The following is a 25,106-nucleotide window of genomic DNA, read 5'->3' as shown; positions in this document are numbered from 1 at the left end:
TTTGAAAAATTCCACTTGATGTGTTAAAATGCCTATTTTCTTCTTCTAGGAATGATGCGAATTGATGTCCCTTCAAAGGTAAATGCTTTTCGAATTTGGTTTTCTAAGAAACGTTCATAAGAAAAGTGCATCAACTCTTCTTCATTGACAAAAACAACGAAGGTCGGTGGCTTAACAGCTACTTGAGTTGCGTAGAAGATTTTTAAACGTTTTCCTTTATCCGTTGGTGTCGGATTGATGGCCACCGCATCCATGATGATATCATTAAGAACAGCAGATGATACCCGTAAGTTTTGATTCATGCTTACATCTTCAATCATTTCAGGCAAACGTTCAAGCCGTTGCTTTGTGACTGCAGAAACAAAAACGATCGGTGCATAATCTAGATAGCGGAATTCTTCGCGGATTTCTTGTTCAAAATCACGCATCGTATTCGTTTCTTTCTTGACAAGATCCCATTTATTTACCACGATGATCACACCACGACCAGCTTCATGAGCATAGCCCGCTACTCGTTTATCTTGTTCACGGATTCCTTCTTCTGCGTTCAATACTATCAAAACAATATCAGAACGATCGATGGCACGCATCGCACGCATTACACTGTATTTCTCAGTGTTTTCGTAAACTTTGCCACGCTTTCTCATTCCAGCGGTATCGATCATCAAGAATTTTTGACCATTTTCTGATACAAAGTGCGTATCGATTGCATCACGTGTAGTTCCTTCAATATCAGAAACAATGACACGATCTTCTCCCAAGATTGCATTAATCAAAGAAGATTTACCGACGTTTGGACGACCAATCAGACTAAACTTGATCGTATCATCCTCTTCCTCTTCATTCTCATCAGAAAAGAATTTCACTGCTTCATCCAAGATGTCGCCAATACCTAATCCATGGCTCCCAGATACTGGGTATGGATCACCTAACCCTAATGAGTAGAACTCATAGATGTCATTTCTCATTTCAGGATTATCTACTTTGTTAACAGCTAATATCACTGGTTTGTTACTACGATATAATATTTTTGCAACGACCTCATCCGCATCAGTGACACCTTCACGTCCACTAACCACACAGATGATCACATCTGCCTCTTCGATGGCGATCTCAGCTTGGTGTTTGATCTGATCCATAAATGGTTCATCACCTAAATCGATCCCACCTGTATCGATCACGCTAAACTCACGACCTAACCATTCACCTTTTGCGTAAATGCGATCGCGAGTTACTCCAGGAGTATCTTCGACAATCGAGATACGCTCACCAGCGATGCGGTTAAAAATCGTAGACTTACCGACGTTCGGGCGGCCAACGATTGCAATTGTTGGATTTGCCATAGTTATTTCCTCCTCACAAGTTTCCAATCTTATTCAGTTTAACGAATGTCTCACTAACTTTCAAGCATAGACTGACAAATAAACAAAGTATTTATCTTCCTTCAGGCAAAAACAGCTTTTTGATCGTAAAAACTGTCCTATTTGAAAGGTAAAATCAAAAAAACGCCTATTCTGGCCTACTATACTAAAAAGTTCTCTCTTGGTTACGGATTCATATTTACTATTTCCGCTACTTACCGCTAACTTCAAACAACCATCAAAAACAAAAAACGAATCAAAAACCTTTTTAAGATTTTCGATCCGCTTGCTTTTGATTTTACCAAACAATACGATTATTTTTCTGAATCGTCTGATGTGTTTCCTTCTACTTCTTCTTTTAATGCATCCCCTAAAAGATCTCCCATTGTAAATCCAGTGTTTTCTTCTGGCAATTCATAAGATTCTACATCTTTAGGTTCTTCTTCAGAAGCTGTTTTTTCTTCTAAAGCTTTGATGCTAAGAGCAATACGATGCTCTTCAGGATTTACTTCTAGCACTTTCACTTTCACATCATCACCTTCATGAAGAACTTCATGAGGTGTAGCGATATGTTTATGTGAGATTTGAGAAATGTGAACAAGTCCTTCTACCCCAGGGAATACTTCCACAAAGGCACCAAAACTTGTCAAACGCTTCACTTTACCGTCTAAGACTGATCCAGCTGGCGCTTTTTCTTCGATATCTGACCAAGGTCCAGGCAACGTATCTTTGATCGATAATGATACACGTTCCTGTTCTGGGTTGATAGATAGTACTTTCACTGTTACTTCATCGCCTACAGCTAGGACATCACTTGGCTTAGCAACATGGCTATGAGAAATCTCAGATACATGGACTAGTCCATCGATTCCGCCTAAGTCAACAAAAGCACCGAAATCAGTAAGACGTGCTACACGACCATCAATCGTGTCGCCTTCATGAATATTTGCTAAAACTGCTTTTTTCTTTTCTTCTTTTTCAGTTTCGACAACTACTTTATGTGAAAGGATCAAGCGATTTTCTGAAGGTTCGATTTCAACGATTTTGAACGTCAACGTTTGCCCTTTGTATTCTGAAAAATCAGCAACAAAATGGTCTTCCACCATTGAAGCTGGTACAAAGCCACGAACGCCTACATCAACGACCAATCCGCCTTTCACGACGTTTGTCACTGGTGCTTCGATCACATTTCCAGCTTGGAAATCTTTTTCGATATCTTCCCATACTTTTTTCGCATCTAAACGACGTTTGGAAAGTAAATAGCTCCCGTTTTCTTTATCTTTGCCAATCGTACTGATAACAACTAGATCCAAGACATCTCCAGCTTTTACTATATCGTTGATCTCTTCGACAGGTGAAGTTGACAACTCTTTTGCAGGAATGACGCCTTCTACTCCAGCCCCTTCGATCCCTACAACCACTTGTTTGTCTTCGATTACTAACACTTCGCCTTTGACAACATCACCGACATTTACTTCTTGGACGCTATTCATTGCATCTTCCATCGATTGATTGTTATCTGTTTGATTTTGTTCAAATTCTGTCATAACACTTGTCCTCCTAACCAACATTCTGCCGTAACCACGGTACTGCTTTAAGTTTAATTGATTATTTAAAAAAAATAAAGCGATTTCGTTTGTTTTACTCTAAAAAAAGCGGAATTTTCGTAATTTTTCATTTTTTTACAAACGATAGCCTTTTTCGTTGACTACATCTTTGATTGCCTGCACGACTTGCGGGATCGATTTACCAGTAGTATCGATTCGAACTGCATCTTCTGCTTGTTTCAATGGTGATACTTTTCTGGTGGAATCATAATGATCACGTGCTTGGATCTCTTCCGTCAATCTCGCTAAATCTGTAGGGATACCTTTTTCGAGATTCTCTTTATATCGTCGCTGTGCTCGTTCAGTGACACTGGCAACTAAAAAGATCTTCACTTCTGCCTGTGGCAATACTGAAGTTCCGATGTCACGTCCATCCATCACGACTCCTCCGTCTTTAGCAATTTGACGTTGGATCGCCACTAACGCTTCACGTAGCTTTTTATGTGCTGAAACTTCCGAAACAGCTCGAGTCACATTTGGTTGGCGAATAGCTGTTGTAACATCTTCGTCTGCTACCCATACATGCTGCCCATTAACTTCTTGACTAAAAGAAATCGGATAGTGATTCAATAATTCTACTAGCTTCGTTTCATCTGAAAAAGCAATCTGATGAGTAATAGCCAGATAGGTCACTGCGCGATACATTGCTCCTGTATCAGTATAAATATAGTTGAAATCTTTTGCTAAAATTTTCGCAACAGTACTTTTTCCTGAAGAAGCAGGTCCGTCTATTGCAATACTGATTCTTTTCATTTTCTAACTCCCTTTTCTCAAAAAAGAAGGGGCTGCGACCAAAGTCACTGCGCCTTCTTTTTTTACAGTCAACAGTGCAAACAACTTCATGGATGCACTCTTTTTTTATCTACCTTCATACAAAAAGAGACTGTAGAAAAAGAGTCTTGAGTATCAGATGACTCTTTTTCTAACATGTCTCATGATTATTTAATTCGTAATTCTTGTCCTGGGTAAAGGAAGTAGTTGTTTGGATCGATTCCATTTAATTCAAACAGTTGATCGATCGTAATACCTGCACGCTCTGCAACTTGTTTAGGACCTTCACCTGATTGGACCGTTGTAGTTGAACCTGCTGGCGCAGTAGATGAAGAAGATGGCGTTGTTTCAGCCGCCGCACTACTTGAAGGTTGTACTTCCTCTTGATCTACAACAGATGAAGAAGGAGTTGCTTCTCCCTGACTAACACTGCTGCTGGAAGGAGTAGTTTCCACTACTGCTTTACTCTCAGAAGTACTTTCAGATTCTTTACTTGATTCTACAGCCGAAGATTCTTCTTTTGTGGAAGAACTTTCAACCAATGATGATGTTGTCGAAGAAGATGATGCACTTGATGCACTATTCGTTGAACCGTTTCTGATCCAGAAATAAGCTCCTGCTGGAATCGCGATACATAAAACTAATAGAACTAAAAAGAGAGACAAGAATAATGTATTGCCTTTCTTTTGTTGTCGTTGAGAACTTCTTGAAGAAAATTCATCTTCCGTATCATAGATCGGTTGTTCCCATGGTTCTTGTGTTTCGTTATTTTCTGATGATTGATGTCGATCTTTTCTGCTCACCTTGTTAACCTCCTAAATTCTTTCGTGAGTATTATACCATAGTAAGAACTCCATTGTCTTAAAAAAATGCTATCCGTTGTTTTTTTTAAATAAATTTAGTAAAATCTCCTGCCACGAGCTTTTCTGTACAATTGGTGGTGTTATTGTTTTTGCTTCTCCATATAACTCTGCTCCGTCTTTATCACAACATTGTATTGGCTTGTCGACCAATTTTTCACCAAAATAATCAAGAATCAATTCTCTTCGACAAATTTCACTATTGATATAATGAAGCATTTGCTGTAAGCGATACTGCTTTGCTTTTTCTTGTGCCTTTAATCGATCCACCCATTGTTGCGGATCAGTCATTTCTTCAACGACCTCCAACCACTTTTGCTGTACTTCATCAAAAAATTCGTTGTTATCAAGATCATTTTCTAGATAAAATTCAAATACTTGACGTTGCTCTCTTGACAATTGGTTAAAGAAATAATGGATACGCTCATCGTTTTTCTTGTATAACAAAATTGCTTTACTTGGTTGCTGATCCCTGCCGGCTCGACCAATCTCTTGGACATAATTTTCTAAACTGTCTGGCAGATCATAATGGACGACTGCTCGAATATCTGGTTTATCGATACCCATTCCGAAAGCATTGGTAGCGACTAAAAATTGTAATTTATTTTGACTGAACTGTAACTGCAACTGTCTCCTTTGTGAAGCATCTAGTCCACCATGATAATAGCCAACTGAAAATGATCCTCGATACAATTGATACAGTCGTTCCACTTCTTTTTTAGTCGCACAATAGATGATCATTGAGCCATTCGCCTGTTTCATCAAAGTAGCTAATTCTTCATCTTTGTCTTCCGTTTTTCTGACAAATAAAGAAATATTTTTACGATTGACAGAATGTCTCACTACTTGCGGTGGCAAATCAAAAAGTACCTTTTCGATATCCTGTTGAACAACCGTTGTCGCCGTTGCCGTCAACGTGAGCGTCACGGGTGATCCTAACCGTTTACCAATCACTCCCAATTGCTGATATTCCGGACGAAAATCCACCCCCCACTGAGAAACACAATGGGCTTCATCAATGACATATAAACCGATTTTTTGTCGTTGCAAAACATTCAGAAGCTCTTTTTGAGTCAACATCTCTGGACTTAAAAATAAAAATTTATATTCTGCTAGATGTTGCAACACATATGCTTTTTCTGATTTAGACAATAAACTATTGTATGCGACTACTCTTTTCTCTCCTTGCTTTTGAAGCTGTGTGACCTGATCTTCCATCAGCGATAGGAGCGGGGAGACGATGACTACTAGCCCTTCCCTCAAACAGCCAGTTAACTGATAGCATAGACTTTTCCCATTGCCAGTTGGTAAAACAGCTAGCACATTTTGTTCTTGCAAAAGGGCTTGGATAATTTCTTCTTGACCTGGTCGAAAAGATGAAAAACCAAATCGTTTGCGTAGCTCATCGATCAGTTCCATGTTCAAGTTCTCCTTTCAATAGACCAAGTTGATAAAATCGGAATTCTCCGTAATCTAAAGAGAACTGCTCATTTATTTCTCGATAATTCCAAGAACGGACATCATTCAATCGACTAAGAGAGTCCACTGTTTTCTTTGAAATCATCGTTGTGTAAGGAAAATCATCAAAAAAAAGCAACCATTCAATCAAGTGATCTGTGACTGTTCCTTTTTTTAGTTGACGCACAGACATCACTTGCTCAACAGAATATCCTTCTAAAATAAGCTTTCGCGTAATCAGCATACTCTGATTTAGATTCTGATCAAACAGCGGCTTGAGTAATTTAAAAAGCAAGAAATCATTTCTTTTTTCGAGATTCTGTAACATGACATGAATTGCTCTTGCTTCGAATAACGTTGCTTGAGTTTCTTGTTTATCCGTCAATTGATAAGGTAAAAGCCCCAAGTCATGTTCTCCTGAAAACTGATTGGCTAGAAAGTCAGCCAATTCTTCTGGCATCCCAGTAAACAACGCTACAAATTCCTGATAGATTTTTTCTGATAATTCTTCTCGGTTCAACTTTACACTAGCTAACCATCTTTTTATTTGGAATGTATAAAACGGGCTTGTTTCAATCGGTAAATAATTTGCTGTACCATTTTTCAGATTTGAGACTACTTGGACAGCAAACTTAAGGAGACGCCAGCAAGTCAAATAGGTTCTGCCATATCGATCATAGTGCACTCCTTGATAAGAAAAATCGTTTTTTTCTAATTTTTTCTCTCCAAGTGTGGTGATTGACGCGTGGTTATCAATCAGAACAATCAGCTTTTCTTGCTCCAGGCGAGTAATGATCGTCAAAAATTCTTCTTGCTTCAATGCTGGAAAACTCCCATGAACCAATAAAAGATCATTCAAAAAACTATAAATCAAAACAGACGTCGTACGCTTCCCACTAATTAGTTGAAATAGGCTAGATACCCTTAGCTTGTTTCTTGATAAAAATAAAGATAAAATAAATTCAGTCATATTAATCCCCTTAAGAATAGGATGGTTAGAAATGTCATTACTATGTAAACTCGTCCCTGAGCGTTGTATCGCTTGTGGACTTTGCCAAATCGAGGCGCCAGATATTTTTGATTATGATGAAGAGGGCATCGTGCTATTTGCACAAGAACCAGAAGCCCATCAACAATTCGTCTCTGAAAAAGAAAAAGAACCCATACAAAAAGCCTACCAAAAATGTCCGGTAAGAGCAATCTTACTAGAAAGATCATAATACAGCTATCTCATTAACAAGAAAAAATTTAGAAGAAAGGAGAGGCCGAGGTAGAAGTGTTTAACACTGAGAAATAAGCCGAAATTCACGAAAATTTCTTTTCAATTTTTTGTGAATTTTCGCTTATTTCCGAAGGATCTGCTCCTGCTTCCACCGTCTATTCATTTTTAAAGCATGAGACAAAAGTGTCTCTTACTTTTGTCCTACGCTCCTTCTTCTTGTGTCTTATTTGACCCTAAACAGCGACTGAGCAGATCATAGCCCAGCTAACCAATTCAGTAGAGTGTTGACGATTGCCGTTTGTTGATCTGCGTTCGTGATCTCCGCTTTTCCATCTCCCTTTTGTTCGCCATAACTACCAAAGCCCCCATGATTTCCACCTGCAATCGAAACATATTCTGTCTGTGTTGGCAAGTATTCTTTCGCTGACTCATATGCTTCTTGGTCCAATACCTGATCGTTGGAAGCAGTGATGCTCAAGATAGGTAGCTTACTTTTTGCAAGTGTTCCTTTTTTGTCAGGGTAACTTTCTAAATAAAAGATTCCTTTTAATTGTTGTTCTTTTGAGTTCGCATTCGCATAACGGCTTGCCATTACGCCACCCAGCGAATGGCCACCAATCACGTAATTTCTATCGGGAAAATCTTCTCTGATTTTATCTGCGCGGTTTCCACTCAAAATGGCTAAATCTAGCGGCATTTTGGCAATAGCAACAGTATAACCGTTTTCTGCTAAATCATTTGCCCAAATACTGTAACTTTTTGGTTCTACTAATGCACCTGGGTAAAAGATCACTAAAGGTTCCTTTTTATTATTCTTTTGTCCAAATAATAAGTAGTCTCCTTTATCTTTGCCATGTTGAGAAGCTTGAGTTGCTTGCGTGGAAGGCTCATACGTACTCTGTTGCAGATAGTAATAGCCAGCGCCGCCTGCTATGCCTAATATGATGACTAAACCTATAAGTATTCGTTTAAATAGTTTCACTGTCTCTCCCCTTTATCAATCAATTTTGTCTGATCATTATAGAGTTACACTAAGGAAATTACGCTGAAAATGCAACTATTTTTTACTGATTCCTGAGGTAAATAAATAAAGCGATCCTCAAGTGTTAGATTTTGCACTAACCTTTGAAGATCACTTCAAGAAATTTCTGATTCACACTATTTTTCAAGAAAACCTAGTGAAACTTATTTCCCACACAAACGATAAATCGCTTCTGCATAGATTTCCATCGTTTTATACATACTGCTTAATTCCCATTTTTCGTTTGCTTGGTGCATTAGGTCTGGAGTATCAGGGAATAAGGCACCAAAGGCTACACATTGATTCATCGTCCGCGCAAATGTAGCTCCACCAGACACAAGTGGTTCGGTCATATCTCCAGTGATATCACGATACGTTCCTAACAATTGTTGGATCAATTCGCTATCTTTTGGAACATAAAGTGAATCAAGGAAGTCGAACTCTTCATATGTCAAATCATATTTTTCAACAGTTTCTTTCATTTTTTCAACAAGATCTTCTTTTTTGAATGAAACAGGGATACGCATATCTACACCAATTTTTGTATGTTCTGGTGTGATTTCCAAATTAGCAAAGTTCATTGTCAATTCGCCTGACTGTTCATCGATTGTTTTACCTACCACTTTTTCACCAGTCGCATTTTCTTGTACTAATTGACCTAAAAATTGGATAGGTGCAAAATCAAATACTTCTGAAAGAGCAATGGCTAAACGTGAGATAGCATTGACGCCTTCTGCCGCATCTTTTGCATGGATACTCTTACCAAGGACCACGATGCCATCACCTTTGTCTTCAAAATCGAAGTGATGTTTGTTCAATGCTTCTTTAACTTCCGCTAATTTTTCACCTGAATAAGGTGCTTCATCAGGAACAACATTTAATGCTCCACCAGCATGAACAGAGAATTCACTTGTTCCAGGTCCAGTTAAATAAGCTTGTAATAGACCTTTTTCTGCATAGATCAATGGGAAAACAGCATCTGGCGCAAAACCTTGTGTAACGCCTTCTTCTTTTTCATTGTATTTTTCTAGGCAACGCCATAGATTTTCTTCGTCTGTTCCGAAAATGAAACGAATACGCGTTTTGAATTCAACACCTGCATCCATCAGAGCTTTAACAGCATACATCGCCGCCATAGAAGGCCCTTTATCGTCTTCTGATCCACGTCCGATGATGAAACCATCTTTTACAGTTGGATCAAATGGTTTTGTTTTCCAGTTATTTTCATCTCCGGCAGGCACCACGTCCATATGACATAAAATACCGAATAGTTCATCTCCGGAACCAACTTCTGCATAGCCATAGTAACCTTCAGGATCTTTAAATGATTTGAATCCTAAACTTTCGGCGATTTCTAACACTTTGTCTAAAGCCGCAACAACTTTTTTACCAAACGGATGACCTTCACCAGAATCCCCTTCATCTAAAACAGACGGGATTCGAATCAACTCACTTAAAGATTCTACTGCTTGTTCACGATGTTGTTCAGTTACAAATTGTTTCATGTTTTTAGCCTCCTAATATAATAAAAAGGTCATGTCAAAACAACAGACACAACCTCTTTTTTCAAAAATAATTAGTCTACAAGAGCTTGGATCTTGTAACGTGTAGGTTATTGCTACACCCCATATTTCCTCTACAAATCTAAAATTTGTTAGGAGAGGATCATAACATTGCTGCTACACCTAAGATAACACAAATGGCTACAAAAAGGATAGCAATCAACTTACCAGTAAATTTCCACCACACTGAGATATCGAAGCGGGCAATTGCTACCGCACCCATCACGATTGCAGAAGTTGGTGTGATCAAGTTGACTAAACCTGATGCAGATTGATAAGCCGTGATAACTAAGTCTTTTCCGACTCCAGCAAATTCACCCATTGGTCCCATAATTCCCATCGTAGCAGCTGCTAAACCAGAAGTTGATGGGATCAAGAATGACATTGGGATATAGAAGATGAATGTCAAGATCAAGAAGACACTTGATGATAATGAACTTAGTCCTTGTTCGCCCCAATGTAAGATCGTATCTGTGATCAAACCATTGTTCATTACGACTTGGATACCGCGAGCGACTGCTACAACGATCGCTACACCGATCAAGTCAGAAGCACCAGCTAAAAATTCAGAGATAAAATCTGATTCTTTCATCCCATAAGTAAATGCCACAACGATTGCCATTACTAAGAATAGCATTGTGATTTCAGGGAAGTACCAATCACCTAGCGGAAGCATGTTCTTACCTAAAACTGTACCAACAACAGGTATACCTGTTATCCATTTTGTCAACGATTCAAAAATAGTGAAGTTTGAATTCAAAGTCGTCCAAGGAATCAAACTGATGATCATGATACCAAATGTAATAAAGAATAGAACGTTTACATGTTTTTGACGTTTCGTGATCGTTTCTTGGCGACCGATCGAATCGATATCAAAATGTTTCATGTCTTCGTCGCGTTGGTTGTAAACCAGTGATTTTGTCGGATCTTTTTCGATCTTTGATGCATAACGATAAACATATAGAATAGAAATCGTGATTAATACAACGAACATCAAGAAACGCAAGCCAATTCCTTCACCCATAGAGATACCTACAGCCTGTGAAGCAACCCCTGTTGCAAATGGGTTAACTGTTGAAGCCAAACAACCCACTTGTGAGCCTACTAAAACGATTGCAACAGCAACTACAGTATCAAAACCAACTGCCATCATTACTGGAATAAGCAACGCATAAAATGGAATCGTTTCTTCTGCCATCCCATAAGTTGATCCGCCTAGAGCAAACAAGATCATCAATACAGGAATCAACATTTTTTCTTTGCCTTTAAATTTTTTCACTACAGAAGCAATCCCTGCATCTAGTGCCCCTGTCTTGTTGATGATCCCTAGGAATCCCCCAACAACCAAGATAAAGAAAGAAATCGGAATAGCCGCTGGTGTTTCTTTTGTTAGTTCTCCAGCAGGAACCCCTAACATTCCATTGATTGGTGCCATGAAAATATCCCATAGTCCTTGGGGATTTTGTTGCACTCGTTCATAAGATCCAGCAATAATATTCCCATCAGCATCAACAGCATAATGTCCTGCCGGGATGAACCATGTCAATACAGCGATAATCGCAATAATGATGAATAAGACCGTATACGCTGAAGGCATCTGAAATTTTTTCTTTTTTGTTTGTTCCATGTTCTTCTTCCTTTCTTATTTCTTTAGAATCTTTTTAGTTTCGATCCAAATGTTATTTTATCAAAAATAGCTGAATAACAAAAATAATAACTCGTGGAATCGAAAAGTTTTATTCAAAAAGGTTCGTTTTTTCTATACCTCCTTCTATAAAATTATTGGAAAGCTTTTTCAACTTTATTGTAGCGGTTTCTTTCAGCTAATAAATAAACCTATTTATCATTCAAAAAGTGAGGATTTTCACACTTGTTTGCATAAAATACATTTTTATACATTAAAGAAGAAAATACTCAAACACCGTCTATAAAACGCTTACATTATTTTGTATAATGTATTTTTTTTCATAAAAATAATGCGAGAAAATTTTCATTTTATTTGTTGATAACTATTCTATTCACAATTCCAACAAAAAAATTGAGGTTGGGACAGAAGTGTTTAACTCCGAGAAATAAGAATAAATTCACGAAAATTGCTGTTCAAATTTTTGTGGATTTCAGCTTATTTAAGAAGGAGTTGCTTCTGCTCCCACCGTTTATTCATTTTTAAAGAATGAGAAATGAGACAAAAGTATTTCTTACTTTTGTCTCACGCTCACCGGGAGATCTGCTTGGGTCCACTAAAAACGTTGGTCTTTACGTTTATTCATGTTTTTCTCAAATCTTGCTATCGTTTTTTTCACTGTCGGTAATTCTTCCGATCAATACGTATACAAATGAAAATTATCCAATAGTTCTTTACTGCGCTGATATTCTAAATACCAATCATTTTTTTCTTGCCGATCTTTTTCTGTAACACCGATCGCTACATATGTTTCTAGAAAAAGACGTACACAGTTGAGGTGAAAGTAGTCGACTTGTTCTTCCACAAAAACCAATAAAAGTTCTTCCTTATTTTCCAATGAAGGAATCGGATTAAAATGACTCTGACCAACCGAAAAATACAGTTCTGATGCTGTTTCTCGTTTGATTTGATACACTTTGACATGTAGCTCCATCCACGAGAGTTTTTGCGTATTTTTCATTGAGACAAGAGCGTTGAAACATTCTCCTTCATAAGTAGACTTTGGAATCATCTCTGAGTTGATCTCTGTTAAGGTAAATCGCTCGTTCAAAATTTTTAATGCCTGTGGCACAAGTCCCTTCATGTATCGTCCCTCCTTAATTGATCGTTGCTCCGCCTGAAAAGTTCATTAAGGTTCCCCAGCCATCTTTCATTGATTCAACCATCGTACCTGTAGTTGTCACATCCCCTCTTGTTTCTCCTAATGGTATGGACAAATAGCCGATTCTTTCCGTTCCATAACGATCTACAGTTAAACTTCGTAGTACTGAACGGAAGGTAGCGTACGTTTGTTTATTGATCAAATTCATGTTTTGCACCTTTACTTGGTCCCACCAAAGAGTCTTGATCGGACTAGTCGCATTAAATCTTGTTAGTAGCTCACAATTTGTTGTATTGCCACTGCGAATAATGAAATAGGTCAAGGCAACACCAGTTGCTCTCGGTAAGAGCTGTCTTCTCCGCTCATTTAATTTCTCTAATAACTCGTGCTTTTCTGTTTCTGTTAGTGGCACGTTTGAATCAATGAAAAATGTTTGGCTTACTTCATTGATTGTTTCTTCAATCGTTAGTTTCTTCGTCATCGTTCGATTTTGTCCTCTCTCACTGATAGCGATATCTGCAAACGCATACTCTGAAAAACCAATAATCAAAAAGTTTAAACAAATCAAGATGATTCCTTTTATTTTTGACATAACAAGTCTTCCACTTACCCAATTTATTGTCATTAGCTACTTCTTTTTGCTATACTCCTTCCTGATTTATTTTTTCAATTTAGCTAAGTTCAACCATTCCTCGTACCTCGAATGACTATTTCAAGAATGCTAATCACCAGCCAAAGGAAATAGTCGTTATTTAAAATAGAATTTATCTGATCTTTCCCTTATCAAGTTTATATGTACAGTATAATTCACCCTCTGTATCTTTACTATAATAACAAGGCATATGTAATTTAAAAATAGCAAAAAAGCTTAGAAGAAACATCATTATCTACATGAGATTCTTCCAAGCTTTATATTTTATAAGTTATTTAATAATTGAGCAGCTATTTTATTACCGTATGTCGCTGTTCCAGTTTGTGCTGTTTGCGACTTAACCAAGGGAGTAGTTTTGCGTGCAACACTAGGAACGCTGCACTAACGATAAATCCTTTGATCAAATTAAACGGTACGATACCAATCAACACGTAATTTGTTAAAGGCATCCCCAACATCTGATTCGCATTTAAACCAAGAAACATCAGGTATAATGGCGTAATCACGAAATAGTTGGCTACGCTCATGAACAAAGTCATCGCAAGAGTACCAGAAATCACTCCAGCAAATTTATTTCTACCTTCATTTTTTTTCTTTCTAAAGAAGTAGAATATCGGTAATGTAAAGATCGATGTTGCTAAGAAACTTGCCACATCTCCTACTAGATTATCTGGTGAAAAGCCAGTGGTCACTAGATGTAGGATTGAACGCAAGAATGCTGTGACTACGCCTGCTAGTGGCCCAAATAAAAACATACTGATCAGTACTGGGATATCACTAAAGTCGATCTTTAGAAAACCAAAAGCTGGCATGATTGGAAATGCAAAATATTGCAAAACCAAACCGATCGCAGCAAACATTGCTACAGCGACCATTTTTTGTACACGGGTGTTCTTCATTTGAAATCCTCCTGTTAGGACTCCTCTTCAGCGAACTTTTTTAACGACTCGACCATTTGCAAATAAAAAAACTCTCCTTAGCACAGGGAGAGTTAGAGTTATTTGGCAAAAGTCTGCGTCAAATAAGCTCTATCTTCTTTATCCAGACTGTACTGTCGGTACCGGAATTTCACCGGTTCAGCTACTTGAAAAGTAGGTCGTGGACTTTAACCACCGGTCGGGAATTTCACCCTGCCCCTGAAGACGAACCATTTATGATTTTTTGTTTACCCTTTCATTATACATACCTTTAGAAAAAATGCAATCTTTTATACTTATAATTAGTAAGTAATTATTTTGAGTGATTCAATAAACTACTTACTTCCTTTTTGTTCAACTCACGATAGTCTCCAGGACGCAAGCCTTGAAGCGTCAAATCACCATATTTTTCACGCTTTAGTTTTTGGACAGGAAGCCCTACTGCCTGTAGCATATTTTTGACTTGGTGGTTGCGGCCTTCATGGATAGTCAATTCCACGATACTATGGTTCGTCTTTGGATCTACAGACAAGATTTGATATCTAGCTGGAGAAGTCCATTTTCCTTCGATTTTGACACCTTTAGTGATCGGTGCTAGGTTTGACTTCGTGGCAATACCTTTTACTTTAGCAACATATACTTTATCTACTTCATGTTTTGGATGGGTCAAACGTTGTGCAAAATCACCGTCGTTTGTCAATAATAGGATGCCTGATGTATCATAATCCAAACGTCCAACTGGGTAGATCCGTTCCTTGACCATCGGAAGAAGATCGGTCACAACTTTACGTCCTTTATCATCAGCGACTGCTGAAATGACCCCTCTTGGTTTATACAATAGATAGTAGCCAAATTCTTCTTGATAGATCGGCACTTCATCTACTTCGATCACATCATTTTTCGCTACTTTGACCCCTAGTTCTTTGATGACTTGGCCATTGACTTTCACTCTGCCAGCTAAAATATATTCTTCTGCTTTGCGTCGTGAAGTTATGCCAGCATGGGCAATTACTTTTTGTAGTCTTTCCATTACGATTGTTCTCCTTCATTCGTTCCATCAAAAAATAGATCTAATGGTGCATCTTCTTTTAATGAAAGTTCCATTTCTTGTATATCCGGTAATTCTTTCAGCGATTTGAGACCAAAGTAATCTAAGAAATAAGAAGTTGTCCCGTATAATATCGGACGTCCCGGTCCTTCTACTCTCCCTTTTTCCTCAATTAGATTGTGGGCAGATAGACGTTGAACGGCCCCTGAAACTTGTACACCTCGGATTTGTTCGATTTCGACTCTTGTGATTGGCTGTTTGTAGGCAATGATTGCCAAAGTTTCAACAGCTGCTTGCGAAAGCGTATTTGACGTTCCTTGAGCATACCGTTTCAACAACGGTGCTAGCTCTTTTTTGGTCGTCAAAACGATATGCGCCTCTGTCTCCAAAATATGTAATGCACTCGTTGAGTCATTTTCATATCTCTCTTCTAGCTCTGCGACCAGTCGTAGTGCTTCCACTTTGTCGATTGCTAAAATATGGCTGATTTCATCTAAGGCGATTCCTTGTTCACCGACTATAAAAAGAATCGCTTCAAGTTCACTTAATTTCGTCATTTTTGGTATCTCCTATTGCTGGATAAAGCATGATTGATTCATAATTTTCTTCTTGTTGGGCAACGATCTGGCCATTTTTCATCATCTCTAATATTGCCATAAAGGTTGTCACGATCTCTGTTTTTGAGGGCGATTCAAAAAAAGAAGCAAAAGTGCAACCTTGTTTGTTTCTCTTTAAACGCTCTTCAACAAAGATGATCCGCTCCTCGATCGTTGTATCATCTGGCGCAATGGTCTTTTCAATTTTTTTCGAAAATTGCTTTCGTTCCAAAATCTTCTGCATTGCACGAAACAAATCGACTTGCTTCACTTGTCCACGTTTCAACGGCCTTTCCTGTCCGATCAAGTCATCAACGGCTAGTGGTTCTTTTGTAAAATATAAGCTTCTTTCCTGTGCTTTTTCTGTTAGTTTTTCAGCGGCATATTTGTATTTCCGATATTCAAGCAACTGATTCACTAACTCTTCACGCGGATCTTCTTCCCAATAGCCGTCTTCTTCAATGATTGTTTCTTGAACAGGCAGTAAAGTCTTGCTTTTGATAGCCATCAAGGTAGCAGCCATCACTAGGTATTCTCCCGCAACTGCAAGTTCTAGCGTCTTCATGGTATGAATATAATTCATGTATTGTTCCGTGATCGTCGCAATAGGGATATCATAAATATCGATTTCCATCTGCTGGATCAAATGAAGAAGGAGATCCAATGGTCCTTCAAATACATCTAATTTGATATTGATCTCTGTCACCGTGTTCACTCTTTCTTCTTTTTCTCATTCAGCCATTTGGTAAAATAGGATTCTGTGATCTCTGTGGCACGAATTTTCTTTTCAGGATATTTCTGTTCAAGTTCATCCAACATTAGAAAGCCCATCTTTTCTCCACGATAAGAAGGATTCAGCGCTACATCATGAATGACTAGTTCCTTTTCATCTCCCCAATAAACGCCAATGATCCCTTGAATATTGGTTGAGCCTTCAGGAGTGAAGAAGAAAATCTCATACTTTTCTTCTGTTTCATACGTATCAATCTCTTTCAGCCGGTTTTCTTTATCCGCTAATTTCTTGTGGAAACTTAAAAGTCCCATAGCGATTTTGCGATTTTCTTTTCGGTAATGTGTTAACATTTTTTCACCTTCCTATGACTAAGCCCTTGGAAAATGCTGCTTATAAACATCCGTCATTCTTTTCTTCGTGATATGTGTATAGATTTGTGTCGTTGATATATCCGCATGGCCTAGCAATTCTTGAACAGTTCGGAGGTCCGCACCGTTTTCAAGTAAATGAGTAGCAAAACTATGGCGTAAAGTATGTGGCGTCACTTCTTTTGTGATACCGGCATCACGCACTAATTGTTTCAAATTTTTCCAAATACCTTGCCGTGATAATCCTGAACCATGATTATTCACGAAAACGTGGACCTCAGTAGTGTCTTTGACAAGTAATGGTCTCACTTCGTCTAAATAACGTTCCAACCATTGGATTGCATAATCACCTAAAGGAATGATTCTTTCTTTATCTCCTTTACCGATCGTCTGTACTAACCCTAAAGATAAATGCAGATCGCTCAATTTCAAACCGATCAGTTCGCTTACCCGCATTCCTGTAGCATACATGACTTCCAGTATTGCGCGATCTCTGATCCCCAGATTTTTAGTTGTATCCGGAGCTTCGATCAGACGTTCAACTTCTTTCAAAGACAGTGTGCTAGGTAACTTTTGGGCTTTTTTAGGTGTATCGATATGCTGCATCGGATCATGATCAGTAATACGTTCTTGGCGTAAGAATTGATGAAATCTTCTTAAACTTGTGATCATCCGTGTGACAGTCGCGGGTGCTTTTTTTTCATCATGCATCTTCTCTAGATAACTGATCACTATGAAACGATCGACATCTTGCCATGCAGTAATTTTTTTTTCCTCCAAAAAATGAAGATATTGTGCTAAATCACGTTCATAACTTTTTCTAGTATTTAATGATAATCCTCGTTCAATCGTCAGATAGTGGAGATAATCATTGAGTTGTTCTTTCATAATAATCCACCTCGTGCTACTCTATCATATCAGATAGCCTTCATTTTCGATAGTCTCTTTTAAGTGCAGACAAAGAAAAAGCCGTCTGTTCCATTAGACGGTTTTACTTTCTTTTTCCTGATTGTAACATTTTTGGCAGATACCGTGAAAAGTTAAGCGATGATCTTTTACCAAAAAGTGATAGCGGTCCTCTACTACTTCTTCTACCTGAATCAATAGATCTTCTTCCACTTCTTCGATCGTTCCACATTTCAAGCATAATAAATGATGGTGAAAATGTTTAGCCCCTTCTTTTCGCAAGTCATATCGTGCAACACCGTCATTAAAGTTCACCTTATCAATGACGTTTAGGTCAGTTAATATTTCTAATGTACGATACACTGTAGCTAAACCAATTTCTGGGCTTTTCTTTTTTACTAGAAAAAAAACTTCTTCTGCGGATAAGTGTTCTTTTTCATTTTCTAACAGAACAAGCAATGTTGCTTCTCTTTGTGGGGTCAGTTTAAACCCAGATTCGTGTAATTGCTGTTTTGTTTTTTTCATTACTGACATAGCGTTCATAACCATTTTTTCAACCCCAACAATTTATAATAATTATAATTAACCAGACTATTTTTACTCTCTAAATTAAAATAATTATAAGCTAGTTAAGAAAAACATGCAAGCCATTCTCAATTAGAATTTTTATTTCGTTTCGTTACACCATCTTCTTGCTTGATCAATCCTTGCTTCAATAGATTACCTAGTGCACGTTTGAATGCTCCTTTGCTGATTCCAAATGCTTTCATGATTTCTTCTGGATCTGATTTATCTGTAAAATTGATTTGCTGATCGGCAGATCGTTCGATGATCGTTAAAATCATTTGTGCGTCATCAGAAATTACTTCATATGCTCTTGGCTTCAAAGATATGTTTAGTACCCCATCTGGTCTGACACCGACTACCCGGCCTTTTACCTGTTCTCCGAGTCTTGGTTCATTGTATCGTTCAGATGGATGGATGAATCCTAGGTAAAAATCATCTGTCAATATATAGGTACCAGTTAATTTTAAGCGATAAGCTGTCCCAGTGATATCTTTGTTTTTCATTTCTTCTGTTCCAAATTTACTTAATGATTTAAAGATTTTTTCATCCGCTAAACTACCCCAAATACGATCCTTCGCATCCACTTTTAGAGAAATCATCAAACGATCGCCTTTTTTAGGCCAGAGTTCTGTCATTGTAGGTAATTCATCTAGTGAAACGACAAAATCTTTATCAGGCAAGCCAATGTCTACAAAAACCCCTAGATCTTTTCTGGAAGAAGTGACTGTGCCAAACGCGTAATGTCCGATCCGGCTTTTCGGGATCACTGTTGTAAAACGGTTTTCGTGCTTTTGATTTTGGTAGCCGAATCCCTCAACTGTTTCACCGATCCGATGTTCACCTTCCATTTTACTTAATCCAAAAGTTTGTCCATTTTTTTGAACAAAATAATTTTTTTCATTTTCATCAATTACCATACCGGTAAATATCGTTGCTAATAATTCATTCATTTTATTTCTCCTTTATACGAAAAACAGGTTATCTCTGCCAACTTTCTTTGCTATCATACCATAATGTCACTTTGATTAGTAGCGTGTTACCCGGCAATAACTACAAAAAAACTTAGGTCCCTCATTTCCCAACATACTGAATAGAGATCCCCTACTCATGTTGAATAGAAAAATAAAGTAAACCTAAGTTTTTGTTCTGCGTATCCTTTTAACGACTGCCGTTACCGCCAAACCAGCCTGTTTTACAGTTGATCGTCACAATATAAAATGGTAACGCACTTTCACCGATTCCATTCATTAATGAAGATTTGGTAGAAGTTGCATAAAGATTGTAATACCCTTGGCCATTTTCAATTCTAACTTTTTCCAACCGATAACCGCCTTGAACGATGTAGCCTCGCTGAATACATGTATTAATCACGCTTTCTTGAACACCGGGTGCCCAATTCCAAGCTGCATTTGCTGTATCTGCTACATCACTTGGACGTGTAGCCATGATTGGCTGATTCGCAGAATTTTTATTTACTGAAGAAGAATTCGCTGCTTGCTGTGCAGCTTGTGCCACAGCCTGTGCTTTTCTTGCTGCCTCTGCTGCCTCTGCTGCTTTCTTCGATTCTTCTGCCTTTTTCGCTTCCTCTTCTTTTTTCTGTTGTTCCTCTTTCTTGGTCAATATATCATCTACTTGTTTTAACTGATCTTTTAGAGTCACAGCTAGCTCTTGATTTTTCACCTGATCTACAGTCTTTTGTGCATCTGTATATTGCTCACGAGTTGCAGAGTCTGCGACTTTATCATCAGCGAAAACGATATTGGTTTTCTCTTTTGCTGTTTGCAGTTGATCGTATTGTGCCTCAGCTTCATCTTGCGCTTTTTTCAGCAGTTGTCCAAAATCAGAATCGTCTGTTGCGAAACGTTGGATTTCTTGGTCCGCTTTTAATTTCAGATCATCAGCTAAGTGATCATCAATGATCGCCTCAGTAGTAAACAGTTCGTTGACACCCTTGATATCTTTTACCTTTGTTTGGATATCTTCATACGTTTTTTCTAGATCAGCATAGCCTTTTTCTCCTTTGACCTCATTCAACGCTGTTTTTAACTTCGTCAAATCTTGATTGATCATAGAAGTACGTAAAAACTGATGCGCCCCATCATAGTAAAAAGTAGCGAGTGTCTTCTTCAACTCATTCACTTTTTGCTGTTGCTTTTTCGCTTCTGCTGCAATTTGTGCTTGAACCGTTTGCTGGTGATCATAATACGCCCAACCACCTGCTCCAATCAGTACCGCAACCGCCAATACTATATACGGGATTTTTCTTGATTTTTTCGTTTTAGCCGCTTTTTTGTTATCCTCATTTTCTTCTGGTAATGGAATTTCTTCCTTTTGAGGCTCTGTTTCAGGAATCACCGTTTCAGGAGTCGGCTGTTGTATTTCATTTTCTTTCGTATCAGTTGCGTCTTCGCTCGTCTTGATAGAAGCAGCAATAGGTGTGTCAATCTCTTTTTCCAAATCAGAGAGGGGCTTATTCGTTTTTATTGGCTCTGCTGGTTCACTATTTTCTTCTTTTTCCGCCTTTTCCTCTTCCTTTATGGATTCGATTATTGGCGACACATCTTCTTCCAACCGAGCTTTTGCTTCTAGCGGTTTTGATACTTCTGCTTTTTCTGATACAGATGCATCTGTGACTTCTTGCATTTGATCTGACGATTGACCCTCTTTTGCTGCGATTTTATCGTTGATCATCTTCATCAATTCTTTTGCATGCTCTTCAGTCGTATCTTCACGATGGGCTTTGATGTAGGCAGCTAAGATGGAATTTTCTTCTTCCTGATCCACAAATTCCTTTAGTTCAGCCACTCGTTTTTTCTGTTCATTATCTATTGTTTTTTCAAGAGACTGGTCTTTTGGCTGATTTTTTGTTTGTTCTTCTTTCACCAGCTTTTTATCTATCGTCAGCGGTTGCTTTTCTTCTTTATCCTTCATGTTCGTTGCCGTTTGCGACATTGTGTTTTCTTTAGGGGTTACATCATTTTTAAAGATTTCCATCACAGATTCCAAAGGTAGATCTTTTAGTTCTGACCACTCGATTGGATCATTTAATTCACTATCTGGAAAAACTTCTTCTGAAGAACCCTCGTGTGACTGGGAAATTGATTCGTTTTCTTCATTGGTGTGTTGATCTATCTCTTCGATTTGATAACCGCAATCAGGACAAGTTGATTTGTCCTCGATTTTATCTGATCCACACTTTGGACATTTTTTTATCACTTAGGGATCGGCTCCTTTTGTTAGGTTTACGCTATCATTAAATCTACCATATTCTGAACCTCACGCCAATAGCCTATTTTTATGATTTCCATAAAAATGCTGCAAATAATTATTTTCTTTTTTAGAATTATTGGTTTTTCCAACAATTGATTCTAAAAAATGCTTGATGTAATTTGATGGTATGTGATCGAGAAATTCTTATTTATTCAGTAAAGATGGATATTCAATACTGAAGCAAAAAAGCAAAAAACCAGAACAGAAATGTATAATTTCTGTCCTGGTTGCTCTACTTTGAATGAATTCCACGAAGAGTATGGGACAAAAGTAAGAAACACTTCTGTCTCATTCTTTAAAAACGAATAAACGGTGGGAGCAGAAGCAACTCCTTCGAAAATAAGACGAAATTCTCGGAGTTAAACACTTCTGTCCCAACCTTGTTGCGGATACTATTCTAAGAAATCTTTCAATTGTTTTGAGCGAGAAGGATGGCGTAGTTTTCTCAATGCCTTCGCTTCGATTTGACGGATACGTTCTCTTGTAACCCCAAACACTTTTCCGACCTCTTCTAATGTTCTAGTGCGTCCGTCATCTAAGCCAAAACGCAAACGCAAAACATTTTCTTCACGGTCAGTCAAGGTATCTAATACATCTTCTAATTGTTCTTTCAATAATTCATACGCTGCATGTTCCGCAGGACTCGTTGCTTCTTGGTCTTCAATGAAATCACCTAGATGTGAATCGTCTTCTTCACCGATTGGTGTTTCTAAAGAAACTGGTTCTTGCGCAATTTTCAATATTTCACGTACTTTTTCTGTAGGGAGATCCATTTCTGCACCGATTTCTTCAGGCGTTGGTTCTCTTCCAAGGTCTTGCAGTAATTGACGTTGGATACGGATCAATTTGTTGATCGTTTCAACCATATGCACTGGGATACGGATCGTACGCGCTTGGTCAGCGATGGCACGAGTGATTGCTTGACGGATCCACCAAGTAGCATACGTAGAAAATTTAAATCCCTTACGGTAATCAAATTTTTCAACAGCCTTCATCAAGCCCATGTTACCTTCTTGGATCAAGTCTAAAAATTGCATACCTCGTCCTACATATCTTTTAGCAATACTTACAACCAAACGAAGGTTTGCTTCAGCTAGACGCTGCTTTGCTTCTTGGTCGCCTTCTTCGATTTTCAGTGCTAGAGCTACTTCTTCTTCTGCTGTTAAAAGGGACACACGGCCGATTTCTTTTAAATACATTCTTACAGGATCATTGATCTTTACACCCGTTGGCGCAGATAGATCTTCGGTCTTCGCTTGTTCTGCTTTTTTCTCTGCACTCTTTAAACTGTGAACAGATGGTTCGCCATTTTCATCAACGACACTGATTCCTGCATCTTCCACTTTTTGGATCAATTTATCCATTTCGTCTGCATTCAACGTGAATGGTGTCGCAAGTTTATTTGAAAGATCATCATATACAACTTGTTTTTTTGGTTTGTTTTCTTTGATAAAAGCTGCTACCGCTGCTTCATACTTTTTCTTTTCTGTTACATTTGCCATAAAAGAAGGCCCCCCTTGAGTAGCTATTCGGCTTTTTTTAACTGTTTTGTTAAATCAATGATTTCAATCGTCAATTCCAACTCCAACTGCTTATTACCAGTTCTTCTAGCTTCTTGCTGCATCTGTTTTTTTATCATTATTTCATCAGCTAAACCAGATTTACTGATCACTCGCAATAGGTCTTGGATCTCCCTTGGCGTACTTTCTTCTGACACGCGCAAGTATTCGATCTCCACCACTAACCGCCTTAATTTTTCATCTTGCAAAAAGTCTAAAAATTCTGCAAGGTTGAATTCATCATGTTGTGATACAAATGCATCGAATAAAAAATAGACCTCTGCATAAGTATCATGGATAAACTGGAAATTCTGCTCTTTTAGAAGATTACGAACAGAAACCTCTTTGAATATCCGATACAAAAGTATTTGTTCTGCTTTTTCAACCTGGGTCAGTGGTCTTTTTTTCGCTGTACTTGTTTTGACAGCTTGTCTTTCTGGGACCACCGTTGGCTGTTGTTCTGTACGACTTCGCTGATTTTCTCGTCGAAGTTCTCTCAATTGCGTCTGGATCGTTTCACGGTTCACTTGAAATTCAGCTGCTAATTGCGAGAGATACATATCTTGTTCGATCGGTGATACGACCTTACTTAACTCAGTGATCACATCTTCAAGATATTCTATTTTATCTTTTTCATTATCTAAATTCTTTTCTTGCTTCAAATAGCGGCTTTTAAATGTAAATACCGTTTCTCGACCATGAGAAAGCAATTCATTGAAAGACTCGTTTCCATATTTACGTAAATATTCATCCGGATCAAGTTTTTCTGGTATCACAATGATCGATAGGCGTAATCGACTATTTTGCCGAAGCAATTCAATTCCTCGATTTGTTGCTTCAAAACCTGCCTTATCACCATCATAACAAAAGATTAGCTCTTTTGTTAAACGTTCGATATGCTGGATCTGTTGATTTGTTAAACTGGTCCCCATAGAAGCAATGCCATTTTTTATGCCTGCTTGCCATGCTGCAATCACATCCATGAAACCTTCAAATAAAAGAACTTCACCACTTTTTCGGATTTCACTTCTGGCTTTGTCCAAATTAAACAACACTTGTCTTTTATTGAACAACTCTGTCTCAGGACTATTTAAGTACTTAGGCTGGTCTTTTTCTTGTCCTTTTTCCGGTGCGAGCCAGCGCCCAGAAAAACCAATCGTTCGTCCCTGTGGATTCTTGATCGGAAACATGACTCTTTGATAAAACCGATCTGATAATCGGCCATCATCATGGGATACAAATAAACCAGAACGTTCCAAAACTTCTTGATCATAGTTTTCATTTTTAAATACTTGATTTAAAAATGACCGCTCATTTGGTGCAAATCCAATTTTGAACTCGGCAATCAGTTCCTCTGTCAGCCCTCGTTGGAGCAGATAGTTCAAAGCTTGTTCACCTGCTTTTGTATGAAGCAACATGTGGTGGTACACTTCTTCTGCTTTTTCATGGGCTAAAATCAGTTTTCCGTTTATTGAGTCACTGTTTTCAACAGGTAACGTTTGATTACGCCACTGTTCTTCCAAAGGGATTTGTTCAAAATCAGCAACTTTTATCACTGCTTCCGGAAAATTAAGCCCCTCTAGCTCTTGTAAAAAGGTAAAGACATTTCCTCCTTTTCCGCAACCAAAGCAATGAAAAATCTGCTTATCTTCAGCCACTGAAAAAGATGGCGTTCTTTCTTCATGAAATGGACATAACCCTAAGTAATTTTTTCCAGATTTTTTTAATTGGACATATTGCCCAATTACCTCAACGATGTTCGTTTGACTTCGGATCGATTCAATGACTTCTTGAGGTATTCGCTGAGCCATGTTTTCACCCCCTGTAAGCAATACTTGTAGT

Annotated in this window: 23 protein-coding genes, 1 pseudogene and 1 riboswitch; of the genes and pseudogenes, 1 reads left to right on the top strand and 23 read right to left on the bottom strand. The window is 38.2% G+C overall.

Annotation, left to right across the window (positions count from 1 at the left end; translation table 11 throughout):
• Positions 1-32: 32 nt before the first annotated feature.
• The 6 genes from der to IGI47_RS06295 form a co-directional block, all read right to left on the bottom strand.
• Positions 33-1,343, bottom strand: a complete 1,311-nt coding sequence (der, locus tag IGI47_RS06320; protein ID WP_311929751.1) for a ribosome biogenesis GTPase Der — start codon at positions 1,341-1,343, stop codon at positions 33-35.
• Between the two features lie 332 nt (positions 1,344-1,675).
• Complete coding sequence (rpsA, locus tag IGI47_RS06315; protein WP_438783669.1) at positions 1,676-2,908, bottom strand: 30S ribosomal protein S1; 1,233 nt, start codon at positions 2,906-2,908, stop codon at positions 1,676-1,678.
• Between the two features lie 135 nt (positions 2,909-3,043).
• Positions 3,044-3,721 (bottom strand): (d)CMP kinase, encoded by a 678-nt coding sequence (cmk, locus tag IGI47_RS06310; RefSeq protein WP_311929747.1) that lies wholly within the window; start codon positions 3,719-3,721, stop codon positions 3,044-3,046.
• Between the two features lie 185 nt (positions 3,722-3,906).
• Complete coding sequence (locus IGI47_RS06305; RefSeq protein WP_311929746.1) at positions 3,907-4,542, bottom strand: SAG1386/EF1546 family surface-associated protein; 636 nt, start codon at positions 4,540-4,542, stop codon at positions 3,907-3,909.
• Positions 4,543-4,611: 69 nt separating this feature from the next.
• Positions 4,612-6,018 carry a RecQ family ATP-dependent DNA helicase gene (locus tag IGI47_RS06300; RefSeq protein WP_438783668.1) on the bottom strand — a complete coding sequence of 469 codons (1,407 nt, stop codon included), beginning with the start codon at positions 6,016-6,018 and terminating at the stop codon, positions 4,612-4,614.
• A complete protein-coding gene (locus tag IGI47_RS06295) occupies positions 6,002-7,027 on the bottom strand; it encodes a helix-turn-helix domain-containing protein (RefSeq protein ID WP_438783667.1) in 1,026 nt (341 codons plus the stop codon). Before IGI47_RS06295 ends, IGI47_RS06300 begins: the two co-directional genes overlap by 17 nt.
• Before the next feature lie 31 nt (positions 7,028-7,058).
• Here IGI47_RS06295 and IGI47_RS06290 point away from each other — a divergent pair, with 31 nt between their 5' ends.
• A complete protein-coding gene (locus IGI47_RS06290; RefSeq protein WP_104660876.1) occupies positions 7,059-7,277 on the top strand; it encodes a ferredoxin in 219 nt (72 codons plus the stop codon).
• A gap of 255 nt (positions 7,278-7,532) precedes the next feature.
• Here IGI47_RS06290 and IGI47_RS06285 read toward each other — a convergent pair whose 3' ends face one another.
• From IGI47_RS06285 to dnaG, 17 genes and pseudogenes are all read right to left on the bottom strand, one after another.
• Complete coding sequence (locus tag IGI47_RS06285; protein WP_438783666.1) at positions 7,533-8,261, bottom strand: alpha/beta hydrolase; 729 nt, start codon at positions 8,259-8,261, stop codon at positions 7,533-7,535.
• Between the two features lie 203 nt (positions 8,262-8,464).
• On the bottom strand, positions 8,465-9,805 hold the full coding sequence (locus IGI47_RS06280) for a M20 family metallopeptidase (RefSeq protein WP_311929738.1): 1,341 nt from the start codon (positions 9,803-9,805) through the stop codon (positions 8,465-8,467).
• 160 nt (positions 9,806-9,965) lie between these two features.
• On the bottom strand, positions 9,966-11,489 hold the full coding sequence (locus IGI47_RS06275) for a YfcC family protein (RefSeq protein ID WP_311929736.1): 1,524 nt from the start codon (positions 11,487-11,489) through the stop codon (positions 9,966-9,968).
• A gap of 694 nt (positions 11,490-12,183) precedes the next feature.
• Positions 12,184-12,630, bottom strand: a complete 447-nt coding sequence (locus IGI47_RS06270) for a hypothetical protein (protein WP_438783665.1) — start codon at positions 12,628-12,630, stop codon at positions 12,184-12,186.
• Between the two features lie 13 nt (positions 12,631-12,643).
• Complete coding sequence (locus tag IGI47_RS06265; RefSeq protein ID WP_438783664.1) at positions 12,644-13,240, bottom strand: hypothetical protein; 597 nt, start codon at positions 13,238-13,240, stop codon at positions 12,644-12,646.
• Positions 13,241-13,590: 350 nt separating this feature from the next.
• Positions 13,591-14,199, bottom strand: coding sequence for an ECF transporter S component (locus IGI47_RS06260; RefSeq protein ID WP_115235483.1), 609 nt, complete (start codon positions 14,197-14,199; stop codon positions 13,591-13,593).
• Positions 14,200-14,326: 127 nt separating this feature from the next.
• Positions 14,327-14,448, bottom strand: a riboswitch (FMN riboswitch).
• An 82-nt stretch (positions 14,449-14,530) separates the two neighbouring features.
• Complete coding sequence (locus IGI47_RS06255) at positions 14,531-15,247, bottom strand: pseudouridine synthase (RefSeq protein ID WP_438783662.1); 717 nt, start codon at positions 15,245-15,247, stop codon at positions 14,531-14,533.
• On the bottom strand, positions 15,247-15,822 hold the full coding sequence (gene scpB / locus IGI47_RS06250) for an SMC-Scp complex subunit ScpB (RefSeq protein WP_438783661.1): 576 nt from the start codon (positions 15,820-15,822) through the stop codon (positions 15,247-15,249). Before scpB ends, IGI47_RS06255 begins: the two co-directional genes overlap by 1 nt.
• Positions 15,806-16,576, bottom strand: coding sequence for a segregation/condensation protein A (locus IGI47_RS06245; RefSeq protein ID WP_438783660.1), 771 nt, complete (start codon positions 16,574-16,576; stop codon positions 15,806-15,808). The genes scpB and IGI47_RS06245 overlap by 17 nt, the downstream gene beginning before the upstream one ends.
• Positions 16,573-16,944, bottom strand: a complete 372-nt coding sequence (locus IGI47_RS06240) for a GNAT family N-acetyltransferase (protein ID WP_438783659.1) — start codon at positions 16,942-16,944, stop codon at positions 16,573-16,575. Before IGI47_RS06240 ends, IGI47_RS06245 begins: the two co-directional genes overlap by 4 nt.
• Before the next feature lie 18 nt (positions 16,945-16,962).
• On the bottom strand, positions 16,963-17,850 hold the full coding sequence (gene xerD / locus IGI47_RS06235; protein WP_311929724.1) for a site-specific tyrosine recombinase XerD: 888 nt from the start codon (positions 17,848-17,850) through the stop codon (positions 16,963-16,965).
• Between the two features lie 93 nt (positions 17,851-17,943).
• Positions 17,944-18,417 (bottom strand): ferric iron uptake transcriptional regulator, encoded by a 474-nt coding sequence (fur, locus tag IGI47_RS06230; protein ID WP_438783658.1) that lies wholly within the window; start codon positions 18,415-18,417, stop codon positions 17,944-17,946.
• A 104-nt stretch (positions 18,418-18,521) separates the two neighbouring features.
• Entirely contained in the window at positions 18,522-19,385 is an 864-nt protein-coding gene (locus IGI47_RS06225; protein WP_311929720.1) for a CvfB family protein, read from the bottom strand.
• Positions 19,386-19,593: 208 nt separating this feature from the next.
• Positions 19,594-21,651: a cell division site-positioning protein MapZ family protein gene (locus IGI47_RS06220; RefSeq protein WP_438783657.1), complete on the bottom strand. Its 2,058-nt coding sequence runs from the start codon at positions 21,649-21,651 to the stop codon at positions 19,594-19,596.
• A gap of 345 nt (positions 21,652-21,996) precedes the next feature.
• Positions 21,997-22,083: pseudogene (locus tag IGI47_RS06215) on the bottom strand (DUF3788 family protein); the annotation flags it as partial.
• 14 nt (positions 22,084-22,097) lie between these two features.
• A complete protein-coding gene (gene rpoD / locus IGI47_RS06210) occupies positions 22,098-23,207 on the bottom strand; it encodes an RNA polymerase sigma factor RpoD (RefSeq protein WP_016176834.1) in 1,110 nt (369 codons plus the stop codon).
• Positions 23,208-23,230: 23 nt separating this feature from the next.
• Positions 23,231-25,075, bottom strand: a complete 1,845-nt coding sequence (dnaG, locus tag IGI47_RS06205) for a DNA primase (protein ID WP_438783656.1) — start codon at positions 25,073-25,075, stop codon at positions 23,231-23,233.
• Positions 25,076-25,106: the final 31 nt, after the last annotated feature.

The organism is Enterococcus sp. AZ191, from assembly GCF_051713845.1.
Classification (GTDB): Bacteria; Bacillota; Bacilli; order Lactobacillales; family Enterococcaceae; genus Enterococcus_B; species Enterococcus_B durans.
This window is presented reverse-complemented; position numbering and strand designations above follow the sequence as displayed.